Here is a 15,082-nt window from a genome sequence, read left to right as displayed (position 1 = left end):
GCCTGCCCTCCCTCAGGTCTCGGTCGGGTACCCGAGGGCCCGAGCCACGTCCCCGATCCGCTCGAAGGTCTCCCCTTCGGGCAACCGCTCGAGTTCGGCGACGACCGCGTCGGGGGCACGGTGGTCGCGTGCGGCCTCCACGAGGTCGTCGCGCGTCCCCGGGAAGGGTTCCCGGGTCAGCCAGCGGGCGAGCTCGGCGCGGGCGACGACGGCGTCCTCGGTCATGCCCACCGGCACTCCGCCCACCAGCGTCCCGGCCGGATCGGCGGTGATGTCCGGGTCGCCTTCGGCAACCGGCTCCACCTCGCGCCACTCCTCCGATCGCGTCGCGCGCTCGGCCTTCAACATGCCCTGGATCTCGTGCTCGAGCTCCTCGTCGACCCGCGGGCTGTGCTTCGTGCTGCGCGCGGACGTTCCGGCGAACTGGTCTCCGGACTCGGTCACTGTGTCTCCTTCGGTGTCGGGCCCGGCCGGTGCCGGGCCATCGGTGCAGTCCCGGTCAGGGACGGGCGGCCGAGCTCGTCACTTCTCGTGCAGCGCCTCGGGCCGGTGCACGGCGGTGCGACCGCTCTTCTCGCTGCGCACCTCGTACTGCGGCTCGTCCTCACTGGCGCGGACGGTCCGCCCGGAAGCCTCGGTGTCCGAGGTGATCTTCCGTTCGACCGTGCCCCCCGCCTCGCTCCCATGGCTTTTCCAGGTGACCCGGTCACCCGTCGAGAATTCGTCGTCCGATGCCTCGGCCATGTCCGTCCTCCTGTCGTGGACCGTGCTGCCCGTGCCGTGCCCGGCGGTGCCACCGCACACACATCGCCCGTCGCCGGCCCAGGTTCACCCGATCGGGAACAGACCTCACTCGTAGGAGCCGTGGCACGAGGCCGTTCGTCACGTAGCGTGGACCCCGACGGGCACCGATCCGTATCGCCGCTGGTCCGAGCCGCCTCGCGACCACGCAGCGTGACCATCGAAATCCGTCCTCGATCGCCGGCCCGGTCGACTCCATTCCCCCGGAGTCGGCCGGGTCGGCCCGTTTAGGCTGGACTCTCGTGACCATCGGACCCGCCTCGGACGGCCTGCGCCCGGTCGACGTCCTGACCGTCGTCTCCGTCGCGGACGTGACTCCCTCGGTCCGCCGGGTGACCCTCTCGGGCACCGAGGCGGCCGTCGCGGCCGCCGGTCCGACGATCTCCCTGCTGGTCCCCCGGGTAGGCGATGCGGCGCCGCGCTGGCCACGGGTCGCCAAGGACGGCCGCATCGTGTGGCCGGACGGCGCGCACGGGGTGAGCCTGCGCAGCTACACGGCCCGCCGGCAGGACCCGCTCGCCGGACTGGTCGAGATCGACTTCGTGCTGCACGGCGACGGTCCGGCGGCCACCTGGGCCGCGGGGGCCGTACCGGGGGCCTCACTGGCCGTGGCGGGCGCCGGCATGCTCGGGGAGCGGCCCGCCGGGCACCTGCTGCTGGCCGGCGACGAGACCGCACTGCCGGCGATCAGCCGGATCCTGGCGGAGGCGTCTCCGGCCACCGTCGGCGTCGCGCTCGTCGAGGTCGCAGGTCCCGAGGAGGAGCAGCCACTACCGGCGCCTGCCGGGGTCACCGTCCGCTGGCTGCACCGTGGGGGCACGGCCCCGGGCGACAGCACCCTGCTCGCCGATGCGGTGGCGACCCTCGACCGTCCCGACGGTGACGACGTCTTCGCGTGGGTGGCGGCCGAGTCCGGCGCCGTCCGGGCCATCCGGGCGGACCTCCGCGGCCGCTGGGGGCTCAGCCGGGCACAGCACCACGCCATCGGCTACTGGCGCCGCGGCCGCGCGATGTCCCCCGCGGGCTGACGGCCCCAGCGAGTTCACAGGTAGCGTCCAGACCGACCGAAGCGGGGGACGCCATCCTCGGGATATGACGACGGCACCCGCTCGCCCGACCGGAGGAACCGTGGCCGGTATCGCGAACACCCGCAGCACTCCGGAGGCCCGGCTCCTCGTCGTGGACGACGAGCCCAACATCCGCGAGCTGCTGTCGGCGAGCCTGCGGTACGCCGGGTTCGAGGTCGCCACCGCCGCCGACGGGCAGCAGGCGCTCGCGCTGGCCGAGTCCTTCCGGCCGGACCTGCTGGTCCTCGACGTCATGATGCCCGGGCTGGACGGCTTCGGCGTCGTCCGCCGGCTGCGCCAGTCCGGCCGGCACACGCCGGTCCTCTTCCTCACCGCCCGCGACGCCGCGGAGGACAAGGTGTCCGGGTTGACCCTGGGTGGCGACGACTACGTCACCAAGCCCTTCAGCCTGGACGAGGTGATCGCTCGCATCCGGGCGGTCCTGCGGCGCACCGCCGGTGCGCAGCAGGCGGCGGAGGCACCCCGGCTGACCTTCGCCGACATCGAGCTCGACGAGGAGAGCCACGAGGTCATCAAGGCCGGCACGGTGATCAGCCTGTCGCCCACCGAGTTCAAGCTGCTCCGGTACCTCATGGCCAACGCCGGCCGCGTCCTGTCGAAGGCGCAGATCCTCGACCACGTGTGGAACTACGACTTCAACGGCGAGGCCAACGTCGTCGAGTCCTACATCTCCTACCTGCGCCGCAAGGTGGACACCACCGAGCCGCGTCTGCTGCACACCATCCGCGGGGTCGGTTACACCCTCCGGCTGCCGCGCGGATCGTGACGCGAGGAGCGCCGGCGGCCCGCGGTCGCGCACCGGTGACGACGTGAGGCCTCCCGTCGACCCACCGGTCGGCACCGCGGTCCACCGGGGATCACGGGTCCCGCTCCGGGTCACCCTCGTCGCCCTGCTGGTCGCCCTGGTGGCCGTGGGTCTGGCGGCCACCGGCCTGGCGGCGACGTCGCTGCTGCGCACCTACCTCATCGAGCAGCAGGACGCCCAGCTCCGCGTCGCGGCACAGAACCTCGCGGGTGACCCGTGGCGGCTGCTGGGCCCGTGCGACGACGGCACCGGCGGCGTGCCGTCCAACGACTACCTCGGCTGCCTCGCGCCCGGTGCGGAGGAGGCAACGGTCATCTGGGGGCCGACGAGGGACATCGGACGGATGCCGGACACCTCGCGGATCGGCGACCGACTCCACCGGGACGGGGTCGAGGGCCACCTGCGGGCATTCACCGTGGCCTCGCAGGACCGGACCACGAGCTGGCGGATGGCCACGGTGGAGCTCCCCCGCGGCTACACCGGGCTGATCGCCGTCGACCTCGAGGGCGACGAGAAGGTCATCCACCGGTTGGTGGCCATCGAGCTGGTGGTCGGGCTGATCGTCCTGACCCTGCTGGGCGCGGCCGGGTACGTGCTGGTCCGCAACAGTCTTCGTCCGCTGACCGAGGTGGAGCAGACCGCACGGGCCATCGCCGGGGGCGACCTCTCCCGTCGAGTCCCGGTGGGCGACGAACGCACCGAGGTGGGGCGTCTCTCCCTCGCCATCAACGGGATGCTGTCGCGCATCGAGACCGCCTTCCGCGCCCAGCAGGCCTCCGAGGAGCAGGCCCGCGGCTCCGAGAACCGGATGCGCCGCTTCGTCGCCGACGCCAGCCACGAGCTGCGCACTCCCCTGACCTCCATCCGCGGCTTCGCCGAGCTCTACCGCCAGGGCGCGGTGCGCTCCGAGGAGGACGTGCGGCGGCTGATGGAGCGCATCGAGGCCGAGGGTGCCCGCATGGGGCTGCTGGTGGAGGACCTCCTGCTGCTGGCCCGGATGGACCAGCAGCGCCCGCTCACCTTCTCGCCGGTCGATCTCGCCGCCGTCGCCGGCGACGCCGTGCACGACGCGAAGGCGGTCCAGCCGGAGCGGCCGATCTCCCTGCACCTGGACGAGTCGCTCGCCGACGTGCCCGTCGTGACGGGGGACGAGGGCAGGCTGCGCCAGGTGGTCGGCAACCTGGTCACCAATGCGCTGACCCACACTCCACCGGACGCCCGCGTGACCGTGACGGTCGCCCAGGCGGCCGACGACCCGGACGTGCTCGTCCTGAAGGTGGCCGACGAGGGCCCGGGCATGGCTCCGGCCGACGCCGGGCGGGCGTTCGAGCGCTTCTACCGGGCGGACGCCTCGCGCACCCGGAGCGCCGGCGGCACCGGGCTCGGCCTGGCCATCGTCTCCTCGCTGGTGGCCGCGCACGGCGGCTCGGTGGAGCTCGCCACGGCGCCGGGCGAGGGGGTGGTGGTCACCGTCCGGCTGCCCCGGTCCGGCCCGCCACGGGCCCCGTCCGACGGGGGTGCCGAGGAGGCGGTCTAGCCGTCCTGTCACGATCCGGACGTGACCAACGACGACACGGGGACGCCGAACGGCGGCGCGACCATCCCCGACGCCGAACCGCTCGCCGCCGCGGCCGACCTCGGGAGGGCGCTGCGCGAGCTGATCGAGGTCTCGGTGACCACGACGGTCCCCGCCGCCGAGGTCCGTGCCGCCGCCGAGCTGGTCCGCCAGGTGACCGAGCGACTCGCCGTCGCCCGCCGGCCGGCCTCCCAGCTGCCCGCCCTCGACGACCTCACGACCGGCCGCCGGGTCTTCAATCCCGTGACCGGCGCCGGCAGCGCGCTGGCCCCGCCCCTGGTCGTCCGTCGCGAGGGGGACGGCGTCGTCGGCGAGGCCACCCTGGGCGTGGCCTACGAGGGGCCGCCCAGCTTCGTGCACGGCGGCATGAGCGCACTGCTCATGGACCAGCTGCTCGGCTCCGCCGCCGCGGCGGCGGGCCTCTGGGGCATGACCGCCCATCTGGAGCTCGACTACCGCGGCCCGCTGCCCCTCGAGACGAAGCTGGTGTTCCACGCCCGGGTCGCGGAGAACACCGGCCGCAAGTCCGTGATCACCGGAACCATCGCCCTGGCCGAGGCCCCGGACCGGAGCCTCGTCGAGGCGCGCGGGGTCTTCGTCATGCCCCGCACGGAGAAGCTCGAGGCCTATTTCGGCGCGATCACGGACGCCTCCGGGAGGCACAGCCCACCCCGCCGTCCCAGCGACGCCACCGCCCTCGAACAGGACTGACGAGGTGCCCGCGGACGTCACGGTCGCCGAGCGCGCCGCCCGCGCGGCCGCCGGCGTCCTGCTGCGGCTGCGTGGCGGGGAGCTCACCGGGCGCCCGCTCGGTGATGCCGGCGACGCCGCGGCGCAGCAGGCGATCCTGGAGGTCCTGGCGGCCGAGCGACCGGACGACGTCGTCTTCAGCGAGGAGGCCGTCGACGACCGGCGACGGCTGGCGGTCGACCGGGTCTGGATCGTCGACCCGCTCGACGGCACCCGCGAGTACGGCGAGCCGGGGCGGCAGGACTGGGCGGTGCACGTCGCACTCTGGGTCGCGGGCGAGCTCGCCGCCGCGGCCGTGGCGCTGCCGGCGCTGGGCGAGGTGTTGCTGACCGACCCCGCGCCGGCCCTTCCGCCCACCGGTGACGGACCGGTCCGGGTCGCGGTCAGCCGGACCCGCCCGCCGGCTGAGGCCGACACGGTCGCCGCGGCCCTCGGAGGGCAGCTGGTGCCGCTGGGCTCGGCCGGCTACAAGACGGTCGCGGTGGTCCGGGGCGAGGTCGACGCCTACGTGCACGCCGGCGGCATGTACCAGTGGGACTCCGCCGCGCCCGTCGCCGTCGCCCGCGCGGCCGGGCTGACCACCTGCCGACTGGACGGCTCGCCGCTGGTCTACAACGCCTCCGATCCGCGGCTGCCCGACCTGGTGGTGTGCCGCCCGGAACTGGCCACACGGGTCCTGGCCGCGGTGCGGTCTGCGTCATAGCGGACACTGGTCGGGAATCCACACCAGACCGATGGAGTTGGTCGTCATGGCCGAGTCCTGCCGTCGATCCCCGGAGCGCTGCGCAATGAGCGAGCTCGCGAGCTCATCCACGAACCGAGCACCCCAGGGCACGACGCCTCCCAACGCCGGCGAGGGAGCCTCGTGATCACCCCTGACTACCGGCTGAGTCAGCTGGAGACGCTGGAGGCGGAGTCGATCCACGTCATCCGCGAGGTCGTCGCCGAACTCGAACGGCCCGTGCTGCTCTTCTCGGGCGGCAAGGACTCCATCGTGATGCTGGAGCTGGCCCGCAAGGCGTTCGCGCCGGCCCGCATCCCCTTCCCGGTCATGCACGTGGACACCGGACTGAACTTCCCCGACGTGCTGGAGTTTCGCGACAAGCGGGTCGCCGAGCTCGGCGTCGAGCTGATCGTCGCGTCGGTGCCCGACGCGATCGCCGCCGGCACGGTGAAGGAGGAGCCCAACGGCTCCCGCAACCGGATCCAGACCCCGGTGCTGCTCGACGCGGTCGAGGAGCACGGCTTCACCGCGCTGTTCGGCGGTGCCCGCCGGGACGAGGACAAGGCGCGGGCCAAGGAGCGGGTGTTCTCCTTCCGCGACGAGTTCGGCCAGTGGGACCCGAAGAACCAGCGCCCCGAGATCTGGGACCTCTACAACGGCCGGATCCACCTCGGCGAGTCGATCCGCGTCTTCCCGCTGTCGAACTGGACCGAGCTCGACATCTGGCAGTACATCTCCCGCGAGGACATCGCGATCCCGCCGCTGTACCTCGCGCAGGAGCGCGACGTCGTCGAGCGGCAGGGGATGCTCTACGCGGTCAACGAGTTCATCCGCCCGCGCGACGGTGAGCAGGTGCGCCGCGAGACCGTCCGCTACCGCACCGTGGGCGACGCGAACCTGACCGCCGCCGTGCTGTCGCAGGCCGCCACCGTCGAGGAGGTCATCGCCGAGATCGCGGTGACCCGCATGACCGAGCGCGGCGCCACCCGCGGCGACGACAAGGTCAGCGACGCCGCCATGGAGGACCGGAAGAAGGAGGGGTACTTCTGATGGTCGCTCCGGAGAGCACGACCGGGACCCACGCGGCGGGCGCCGCCCGGCCCGGCATCCACCCCGAGCCGCCGATCGACGTCCACTCGCCCGTCGCCGAGCAGGCGCACGACCTCGCGGTGGCGCGCAAGGACATCCTGCGCATCGCCACGGCGGGCTCCGTGGACGACGGCAAGAGCACGCTCATCGGCCGGCTGCTCTACGACAGCAAGGCCGTCTTCGAGGACCAGTACGAGGCGGTGGAGCGGGCCAGCAAGGGCGACTACGTCGACCTCGCGCTGCTCACCGACGGCCTGCGTGCCGAGCGCGAGCAGGGCATCACCATCGACGTCGCCTACCGGTACTTCAGCACCCCGCGGCGCACGTTCATCCTCGCCGACACCCCCGGGCACGTGCAGTACACGCGCAACATGGTCACCGGCGCCTCGACCGCGGACCTCGCGGTCGTGCTGGTCGACGCCCGGAAGGGAATGCTCGAGCAGAGCCGCCGGCACGCCTTCCTCGCCTCCCTGCTGCGGGTGCCGCACCTCGTCGTCGCGGTCAACAAGATGGACCTGGTCGGCTGGTCGGAGGAGACCTACGAGGCCATCCGGGACGAGTTCACCGCCTTCGCCGTCAAGCTGAACGTCCCCGATCTCACCGTCGTCCCGATCTCGGCCCTGCACGGCGACAACGTCGTCAGCCGGTCGGCGAACACCCCCTGGTACGAGGGCTCCTCGCTGCTGCACCACCTCGAGCACGTGTACGTGGCCAGCGACCGCAACCTCGTCGACGCCCGCTTCCCCGTCCAGTACGTCGTCCGGCCCCAGTCGGACGCCCACCACGACTACCGGGGCTACGCGGGCACGGTCGCCAGTGGCGTGCTGCGGCCCGGCGACGAGGTCCAGGTGCTACCCAGCGGGCTGACGACGACGATCGCCGGCATCGACGGGCCGCGGGGCCCGGTCGAGGAGGCGTACGCGCCCATGGCGGTGAGCATCCGGCTGACCGACGACCTCGACGTCTCCCGGGGCGACCTCGTCTGCCGCCCGGCCAACGCCCCGCAGGTCACCCAGGACCTCGACGCACTCGTCTGCTGGATGACCGACGAGCCGCTCCGGCCCCGTCAGCGCATCGCCGTCAAGCACACGACCCGCACGGTGCGCGGAATGGTCAAGGAGCTGCAGTACCGGCTCGACGTGAACACGCTGCACCGGGACCCGGACGCCGGCGAGCTCGGGCTCAACGACATCGGCCGGGTCCGGATCCGGACCACCCAGCCGCTGTTCGTCGACGACTACGCGCGCAACCGCGTCACCGGCCGCTTCATCCTGATCGACGAGGCCACCAACGCCACCGTCGGCGCCGGGATGCTCACCGCGGCCGGCTGAACCGGGAGTCAGCTCTCCGCCGCACTGGACGGGTCCTCCGTCGCTGCGACCGTGCCCAGCCGCAGCGGGCTGGCGACCGAGCGTGCCGCGATGGAGACGGGCGAGGGAGGCACCCCCGTCCACGCGGACATCACGCACGAGACGGCGTATCCGCAGACGCGGCCCTGGCACCACCCCATCCCGGGGCGGGCGAGCAGCTTCGCCGAGCGTGCGTCGTCCGCCCCGAGCGGGAGCGCCGACCGCAAGCGGCCGACGGTCACCTCCTCGCACCGGCAGACCACCGTGTCCTCGGTCAGCCGGTCGATCCAGCCCGTGGGCACCGGGTGCGCGGCGTGCATGGCGGCGGCGAAGCGGCGCAGCGCGAGCCGGCGCCGCAGCAGGCGGCGGTCGGTCAGGGGTGTCCCGGCCGCCGCGGCGCCGGCGATCTCGCCCTCGACCACCGCGAGATCGGCTCCGCCGATCCCGCACGCCTCCCCGGCGACGAAGACTCCCTCCACGGAACTGCGCTGCTGGTCGTCGACCGTGCAGACCAGCGAACCGTCCACGTCGACGCGGGTGGCGCAGCCCAGGGCCATCGGGAGCTCCAGCTGCGGCGTGAAGCCCCACCCGACCGCCAGGACGTCGGCTGCCACGGTGGTCCGGCTGCCCGGCAGCACGCTGCCGTCAGCGGCGAGTCGGGCGACGGTGAGGCGCTCGAGGACCTGCTCCCCGTGAGCGGCCACCACCACGCTCCTCGTGCGCACCGGCACCCGGTGCCGTGCCAGGGTGCGGACGTACCCGGCGCCCTCCCCGAGCTTGGCGACGTTGCGCACGACGGCGCCGATGTGCCGGCCCCAGGCGAGCGGGGACGCCGCCTCGTGGACACCGGCGACCGTGGCGCCCGACTCGGCCAGCCCGGCCGCCACCGGGAGCAGGAACGGACCCGTCCCGGCGACGACGACGCGCCGGCCCGCCGTCACGGCGTGTCCCTTCAGGAGGGCCTGCACCCCGCCGGCGGTCATGACCCCGGGTAGGTCCCATCCGGGGAAGGGCACCTGGCGGTCGTAGGCGCCGGGCGCCAGTACCAGCCGGCGGCCGCGGATGCCCACCTCGCGTTCCTCGGCGCCGGTCCCGGTGATCGCGAGGACGACGAACGTGCCCTCCTCACGAGTCACCGTCCACACCTGGTGCCGGGGGAACCAGCCACCGGCCGCCTCGATCCCGCGCACCCGCTCGACGAGCCGCCGATACCTGGCGAGCCCGTGGTGCAGGGAGGCGACCGATCCCGCCAGCGCGTCGTCGGCCGGCTGCCGCCAGTACTGGCCGCCGGGCACCGCGGCGCCGTCCACCAGCGCGACATCGGCACCGAGCGCCGCGGCGCGCCCGGCGGCGGCCAGCCCGGCCGGACCGGCACCCACGACGACGACGTCGTGCACCCGGTCAGACCTCGAGGTGCCCATGGCCCGTCCCCTCCTGGCTCTCGACCTGCATGCCTGCTGCCGCCGGCTGGAGGCAGGCCCGTTCGTTCGGCCGCCCGTCCACCACCAGCAGGCAGTCGAAGCAGACGCCGATCCCGCAGAACAGCCCGCGCGGGCGGCCGTCCGCCCTGGTGGTTCGCCACGAGCGGACTCCCGCCGCCGTCAGCGCCGCCCCGAGGCTCTGACCCGACCGGAAGGCCACGGGGCGCCCGTCGAAGGTGAAGCTCTGCTCGGTCACGCGTCCTCCAGGACGAACCGCATCGGATCGAAGGCAGCGGGGTCCAGCTGCGGTGGGGCGCCGGTCAGCAGGTCGGCCACCAGCCGTCCCGTCGCCGGCGCCAGGCCGATCCCGGCCCCCTCGTGCCCGCAGGCATGGAGCAGACCGGGCACCCTCCGGTCGGACCCGATGACCGGCAGGTGGTCGGGGCAGTACGGACGGAACCCGCGGTAGCTACGCATCAGCCGCACCTGCGCCAGGAAGGGGAACAGGCGGACCGCTTGCGCCGCGAGACGGCGCAGCACCTCCACGGACAGGGTCTCGTCGAAACCCACCCGTTCACGGCTCGCTCCGATCAGCACCGTCCCGCCACGGGTTCCCTCGACGACGGCGGAGGTCTCCAGCCCTGCGTCGCCGGAGGCGACGTTGTCGACGTAGTCCGCCGAGTACACCTTGTGCCGGACCACCCGCGGCAGCGGCTCGGTCACGAGGATGAAGCCCCGACGGGGCAGCACCGGGACCGTGCCGCCGAGCCGCTCCCCGACCACCGCGCCCCACGTCCCCGCCGCGTTGACCACGGCCGCGGTCGGGTAGGTCGTCCGAGCCGTGCGCACGGCCGTGATCCGCCCGTCGGCACCCCGCAGTGCGCCGGTGACCTCCTCCCCGGTGACGACGCGCGCACCGAGGTCGCGGGCGGCGGCCAGCAGCGACGCGGCCGCCAGGACCGGCTGCACCTGCATGTCCTGCGGGTAGAACGCCCCGCCCGGCAGCCCGGCCGCGAGGTTGGGTTCGTGGTCGCGCAGGCGTTCGGAGGCAACCGGCTCGGCGATCACCCCGCCGGTCCCTTGGCCGGCGGCGAAGCTCCGGAGGGAGGACAGTCCGGCCTCGCTCGTCGCGACGACCAGTCCGCCCTTCTCCTCCAGCTCGTAGCGCTCCGCTCCGTGCTCGGCGGCCAGGTCCAGCCACAGCGACCGCGAGGCCAGTGCCAGGTCGAGCTCGGGACCGGGGCCCTTGTCCGAGACCAGGATGTTGCCCTCGCACCGGCTGGTGGTTCCTCCGCCGACGGAGCCACGGTCCAGGACGGTGATCGACAGGCCGGCACGCGCACCGAAGAAGGCACACGCGGCACCGATGATGCCGGCGCCGACCACCACCACGTCCGACCCCGGCTCAGCCATCGGAGCGCTCCAGCCACCGCCGGTGGACCAGTTCGGCCACGGCGAGGTCCTGCCACCCCATGCCGACGCTCTTGAAGACGGCGCCCCGGCCGTCCGGCGACATCCGGACCACGTTTCGCAGAGCCAGCAGGTCTGCCTGCGACACGTCGCCTGACGCCACCGCCTGGATCACGTCGCCGGCCTCCCGCAAGGCGACCGCGACGTCCTCCACCACCACCCGGCCGGCACGCCTCAGCGCCACCGCGTCCAGTTCGCGGGCCTCCGGTTCGTGGGATCCCACCGCCACGACACACGCGTGGGACGGAAGCATGCCTCCGTCGAAGAGCGGCGTCCGCGCGGTCGTCGCGCAGACCACGACGTCGGCCCTCGCCACGTCCTGAGCCGCTCCTACGCGTGCGACCAGGCCGGCGGTGGTCAGCCGCCCCACGAGCCGCTCCGCTCCGGCCCGCTGCCGCGCCACGACGACTACCTCGTCGATGGGCCGTACGGCGCGGATCGCCGCCACGTGCCCCCACGCCTGCGGGCCCGAGCCGAACACCACCATCCGGTGCGCCGCCGGGTCGGCGAGGTGATCGACGGCCACCGCGGACACCGCCGGCGTGCGCAGGGTGGTCAGCGCGGTGCCGTCCAGCAGGGCCGTGATGGTGAGGGTGGCCGGGTCGTAGAGGACGTACAGCGCCTGGATCCGCGGCAGGCCGCGGTCGGGATTGCCCGGCGCCACGGTGGCCAGCTTCACCCCGACGCCGGTGGGCGTCGTGCCCGGCATGAGGAGCAGCTGGCCGTGGGCCACGTCCGCGAACGACCGCGGGGGCGCGTCGGCCGGATCGAGGCCGTCCAGCAGGACGCGCTCGATGGCGGCGACGGCGTCCGGCCAGGGGGCCAGCCGGAACACCGTCGCCTCGTCCAGGTACGGCATGGTCGTGCTCAAGGTCCCTCCACGGTGACGGTGGCCGGGCCCGCCGCTTCCCCGGCGACGACGGCGGCGTGCCCGCCGTCGGGCAGCTCTGCCAGCTGGTCAGGGGCGAGCTCCGCGATCGGCATCGAGATGTCGTAGATCTCCCACGCGACCAGTGCGCCGACCACGAGGATGCCGTCGCGCGCGGCGAGCAGCAGCGCGGCCGGGGCCCGGCCGGATCGGATCAGCTCGGCCAGGACCGCGGCCGAGGAGCTGGACCCCCGGCCCGACGGCATCGCGAGGACCCGCCCGGTCACGCTGGCCCCGTGCTGGGGGTGATGGTGGTCCACGACCCGTCCGTCGTGGTCCACGCCACCCCAGAACGACAGCGGTGCGTCCAGTCGCAGCACCGCACCGGAGGCGTGGCCCGGATGCAGAGACCGTCCGGTCAGCACACCGGGGGAGTAGTCAGACCCAGACGTGCTCATCGCGCACCACCTCTCCCAGCCGGGCGGAGGCGACGCACTCGGCGAGGCTGCCGAGCACCGTGTCGATGCCGAGGTTGGCCGGGGCGTACCAGGCCCACTTCCCCGAGTTGGTCATCACCGTGCGCACGCCCGGGTCGAGGACGGGAGTGACGTAGGTGCACGTGTCGGTGACGATCCGGCCACCCGCTCGCTGCACCGTCCCGGCGTAGCCGAGTGCCTGCGCCTGCTGCAGCACACCGCGGCTGGTGGAGACGTACACGGCCACGGAGTCGGCGAAGGGCGGCCCCGCCTCCAGTTCAGCTGCGAGCTGGGCGAACTCGGCGAGGGAGAAGTGCGGGGTTCCGAGGCTCACCGCGTCCAGCCGGCCCGCGGTCACCGTGGTCAACCGGTCCCGGGCCTGACGCAGCTCGGCGGTGCTGACCGGCAGTAGCGGCGCACCGGGCCGCACGGCGGCGCCGAGGGTCGGCGCTTCCGGGGTGACGCCGACGACGTGGAACAGCGCCACGCCCCCCGCCGACGCGGCCGTGGCGCCCAGCGCCTTGAGCCGGTCCTCGGTCCGGCCGCCGTCGTCCAGGTCCCCCGGCAGTCCGGTGAGTGCCGCGACCCGCGTGCCCGCCACGTCCCCGAGCAGCGCGCCGATCGCCGGCCACACCGCGTCGTGCTCGAGCATGGCCGGGGAGACGCCCGAGAGATCGAGGACCAGCTCGGCCGTGCGCGCCTCCCGGCGGTGCAGCCCGGCGAACGGCACCCGGCCGGTGACCGCTGCGGCGAGGTCCAGGAAGTCTCCGTAGCGGTCGGTGCGGGCGCCGAGCACCGAGTTCACGAACGCGATGGCGTTGGACTCGGCCCAGGCGACGTGGCTGCCCTGTGCCGGCCGGTGCCCGGTCTGGTAGGGCGCGCACGACCAGGTGGGCTCGCAGCCCAACGCCACGTGGGCGTCCATCAGCCGCCGCCCGTTGCCCGCCAGCTCGGGATCGGCGCGCACCATTCCCGGGTGCAGCAGGTCCAGGGACCCCACGTTGAGCGTCGTACGGACCCGTACCCGCCCGCCGAGCTCCACCAGTCGTTCGGTGAACTCCAGACCGGCCGCACCGTGGTAGAGGCAGCCGTCACCGTGGGCCGACTCGATCGGGACCAGACGTTCGGCGCCCCCGGCGCGTGCCACCCCCACGATCAGCCGCATGCACAGCGCGACCGCCGGGCCCTGGTCGCCGGCGAGCATGCCCTGCTCCTCGGCGGTCAGGTCGGGCGCCGCAGACGTCATCGGGCGCCGTCGCCACCGAAGGGCAGTGGCCCCGGGCTGGGCGCCAGCGTGACCGTGTGCAGCGACGTGTAGAAATCCTGCGCTGCCTTGCCCTGCTCGCGCATCCCCACGCTGGAGGCCTTCTCTCCGCCGAAGGGCAGGTAGAAGTCCACCCCGGTGGTGGGAGCGTTGACCTTCACCAGCCCCGCTTCCAGGGCGTCGGAGACGGCCAGCGCAACCGAGAGGTCCCGGGTGTAGACGCCGGCCGCCAGTCCCTGCTCCACCCGGTTGGCCACGTGGACGGCCTCGTCCAGGGTGTCGGCGGTGTGCAGCGTGGTGATCGGCCCGAACACCTCCTCGCAGGAGAGCGGGTGGTCCAGCGGGACCTGGTCGAGCACGGCCGGCCCGATGAACCAGCCGTCGCGATCGAGCCTCCGACCGCCGGTCAGGAGCCGGCCCCCGGCGGCGACGGCCGCGCCGGCCGCATCCGTCACCCGGTCCCGCGCGTTCTCCTCGATGAGCGGCCCGACCGCGGTCGCCGCGTCAGCGGGATCCCCCACCACCATCGCCTCGACGGCAGCCACCAGCGCGTCGCGGAACGGCGCCGGGTCGCCGACGACGACGACGCGCTTGGTGGCCGTGCACTTCTGGCCGGCGAAGCCCATGGCCGCGGCCGCGATCTGCCCGGCGGTGGCGGCCAGGTCGGCGTCCGGCAGCACGATCGCCGGGTTCTGCCCGCCCATCTCCGCCTGCACGGGCACCCCCCGGTCGACGGCGGCGGCGGCCACCCTGCGGCCGACCCCGGTGGACCCGGTGAAGGAGACGACGTCGGCGCTGCCCACGAGAGCCCGGCCGGTCTCGCCCTCTCCGGGAACGACCGTGAACAGCCCCTCGGGAACCGCCGTGGCCAGCAGTTCGGCCAGCCGGACAGCCACGGCGGTCGCCTGCGGCGCAGGCTTGAGGACGACGGCGTTGCCGAAGGCCAGCGCCGGCGCCGCCTTCCACAGCGGGATGGCGAGCGGGAAGTTCCACGGCGTGATGAGTCCGGCGACGCCCAGTGGACGGCGACGGCTGTAGAGCAGCCCGCTCAGCGAGGGCTCGTGCACGGCGCCGACCGGGTCGAACACCTGCTGCGCGTAGTAGCGCAGGATGGCCACCCCCCGCGCGACCTCGCCCCGCGCCTCGGCGAGCGGCTTGCCGACCTCGCGGACCATCAGGTCGGCGAGCTCGGCCGCGGCCCCGGCCACCGCGTCGGCGGCTCCGGCCAGCGCGTTCGCCCGTGCCGCCGCCGGCCCCCGGCCCCACTCCCGCTGAGCGGCGCGTGCCACCCCCACGGCGCTCCGTACCTCGCCAGGGGTGGTGGAAGGCACCTCCAGGACGAGGTCGCCGGGCGCCTGGGGCGAGAAACTGCGGATCACGGTAGAACTCCTCGGGTCACAG

Annotated in this window: 16 protein-coding genes; 7 read left to right on the top strand and 9 right to left on the bottom strand. The window is 73.9% G+C overall.

Features of this window, described 5'->3' with window-relative positions:
* Window positions 1-12 precede the first annotated feature (12 nt).
* Window positions 13-444, bottom strand: a complete 432-nt coding sequence (locus CHB94_RS15600) for a DUF2795 domain-containing protein (protein WP_089337488.1) — start codon at window positions 442-444, stop codon at window positions 13-15.
* A gap of 78 nt (window positions 445-522) precedes the next feature.
* On the bottom strand, window positions 523-744 hold the full coding sequence (locus CHB94_RS15595; protein WP_089337487.1) for a hypervirulence associated TUDOR domain-containing protein: 222 nt from the start codon (window positions 742-744) through the stop codon (window positions 523-525).
* A 299-nt stretch (window positions 745-1,043) separates the two neighbouring features.
* Here CHB94_RS15595 and CHB94_RS15590 point away from each other — a divergent pair, with 299 nt between their 5' ends.
* From CHB94_RS15590 to CHB94_RS15560, 7 genes are all read left to right on the top strand, one after another.
* Window positions 1,044-1,829, top strand: a complete 786-nt coding sequence (locus tag CHB94_RS15590) for a siderophore-interacting protein (RefSeq protein ID WP_089337486.1) — start codon at window positions 1,044-1,046, stop codon at window positions 1,827-1,829.
* Between the two features lie 100 nt (window positions 1,830-1,929).
* Window positions 1,930-2,655 carry a response regulator transcription factor gene (locus CHB94_RS15585; protein WP_438264943.1) on the top strand — a complete coding sequence of 242 codons (726 nt, stop codon included), beginning with the start codon at window positions 1,930-1,932 and terminating at the stop codon, window positions 2,653-2,655.
* Between the two features lie 43 nt (window positions 2,656-2,698).
* The gene (locus CHB94_RS15580) at window positions 2,699-4,231 is read left to right on the top strand and encodes a sensor histidine kinase (protein WP_089337485.1); all 1,533 of its coding nucleotides are present in this window, start codon (window positions 2,699-2,701) and stop codon (window positions 4,229-4,231) included.
* 21 nt (window positions 4,232-4,252) lie between these two features.
* Window positions 4,253-4,981: a PaaI family thioesterase gene (locus tag CHB94_RS15575; RefSeq protein ID WP_089337484.1), complete on the top strand. Its 729-nt coding sequence runs from the start codon at window positions 4,253-4,255 to the stop codon at window positions 4,979-4,981.
* Between the two features lie 4 nt (window positions 4,982-4,985).
* Complete coding sequence (locus tag CHB94_RS15570; protein ID WP_089337483.1) at window positions 4,986-5,723, top strand: inositol monophosphatase family protein; 738 nt, start codon at window positions 4,986-4,988, stop codon at window positions 5,721-5,723.
* A gap of 162 nt (window positions 5,724-5,885) precedes the next feature.
* A complete protein-coding gene (gene cysD / locus CHB94_RS15565) occupies window positions 5,886-6,794 on the top strand; it encodes a sulfate adenylyltransferase subunit CysD (protein WP_089337482.1) in 909 nt (302 codons plus the stop codon).
* On the top strand, window positions 6,794-8,164 hold the full coding sequence (locus tag CHB94_RS15560; RefSeq protein WP_089337481.1) for a sulfate adenylyltransferase subunit 1: 1,371 nt from the start codon (window positions 6,794-6,796) through the stop codon (window positions 8,162-8,164). The genes cysD and CHB94_RS15560 overlap by 1 nt, the downstream gene beginning before the upstream one ends.
* Window positions 8,165-8,172: 8 nt before the next feature.
* On the opposite strand, the gene CHB94_RS15555 is transcribed toward CHB94_RS15560, so the two are convergent.
* The 7 genes from CHB94_RS15555 to CHB94_RS15525 are packed head-to-tail and all read right to left on the bottom strand — an operon-like array spanning window position 8,173 to window position 15,060.
* Window positions 8,173-9,603 (bottom strand): FAD/NAD(P)-dependent oxidoreductase, encoded by a 1,431-nt coding sequence (locus tag CHB94_RS15555; protein WP_089337480.1) that lies wholly within the window; start codon window positions 9,601-9,603, stop codon window positions 8,173-8,175.
* Complete coding sequence (locus CHB94_RS15550; protein ID WP_089337479.1) at window positions 9,584-9,859, bottom strand: (2Fe-2S)-binding protein; 276 nt, start codon at window positions 9,857-9,859, stop codon at window positions 9,584-9,586. The genes CHB94_RS15555 and CHB94_RS15550 overlap by 20 nt, the downstream gene beginning before the upstream one ends.
* Window positions 9,856-11,016 carry an NAD(P)/FAD-dependent oxidoreductase gene (locus CHB94_RS15545; protein ID WP_089337478.1) on the bottom strand — a complete coding sequence of 387 codons (1,161 nt, stop codon included), beginning with the start codon at window positions 11,014-11,016 and terminating at the stop codon, window positions 9,856-9,858. The genes CHB94_RS15550 and CHB94_RS15545 overlap by 4 nt, the downstream gene beginning before the upstream one ends.
* Window positions 11,009-11,944 (bottom strand): ornithine cyclodeaminase family protein, encoded by a 936-nt coding sequence (locus tag CHB94_RS15540; RefSeq protein WP_217899328.1) that lies wholly within the window; start codon window positions 11,942-11,944, stop codon window positions 11,009-11,011. The genes CHB94_RS15545 and CHB94_RS15540 overlap by 8 nt, the downstream gene beginning before the upstream one ends.
* On the bottom strand, window positions 11,941-12,399 hold the full coding sequence (locus tag CHB94_RS15535; RefSeq protein ID WP_089337476.1) for an aconitase X swivel domain-containing protein: 459 nt from the start codon (window positions 12,397-12,399) through the stop codon (window positions 11,941-11,943). The genes CHB94_RS15540 and CHB94_RS15535 overlap by 4 nt, the downstream gene beginning before the upstream one ends.
* A complete protein-coding gene (locus CHB94_RS15530; RefSeq protein ID WP_089337475.1) occupies window positions 12,380-13,663 on the bottom strand; it encodes an aconitase X in 1,284 nt (427 codons plus the stop codon). Before CHB94_RS15530 ends, CHB94_RS15535 begins: the two co-directional genes overlap by 20 nt.
* Window positions 13,660-15,060 (bottom strand): aldehyde dehydrogenase family protein, encoded by a 1,401-nt coding sequence (locus tag CHB94_RS15525; protein WP_089337474.1) that lies wholly within the window; start codon window positions 15,058-15,060, stop codon window positions 13,660-13,662. The genes CHB94_RS15530 and CHB94_RS15525 overlap by 4 nt, the downstream gene beginning before the upstream one ends.
* Window positions 15,061-15,082 lie beyond the last annotated feature (22 nt).

It is taken from the genome of Blastococcus mobilis (genome assembly GCF_900188025.1).
GTDB classification, from domain to species: domain Bacteria; phylum Actinomycetota; class Actinomycetes; order Mycobacteriales; family Geodermatophilaceae; genus Blastococcus_B; species Blastococcus_B mobilis.
The sequence above is the reverse complement of the archived record's forward strand: the minus strand, read 5'-3'. Positions and strand labels throughout refer to the sequence as shown.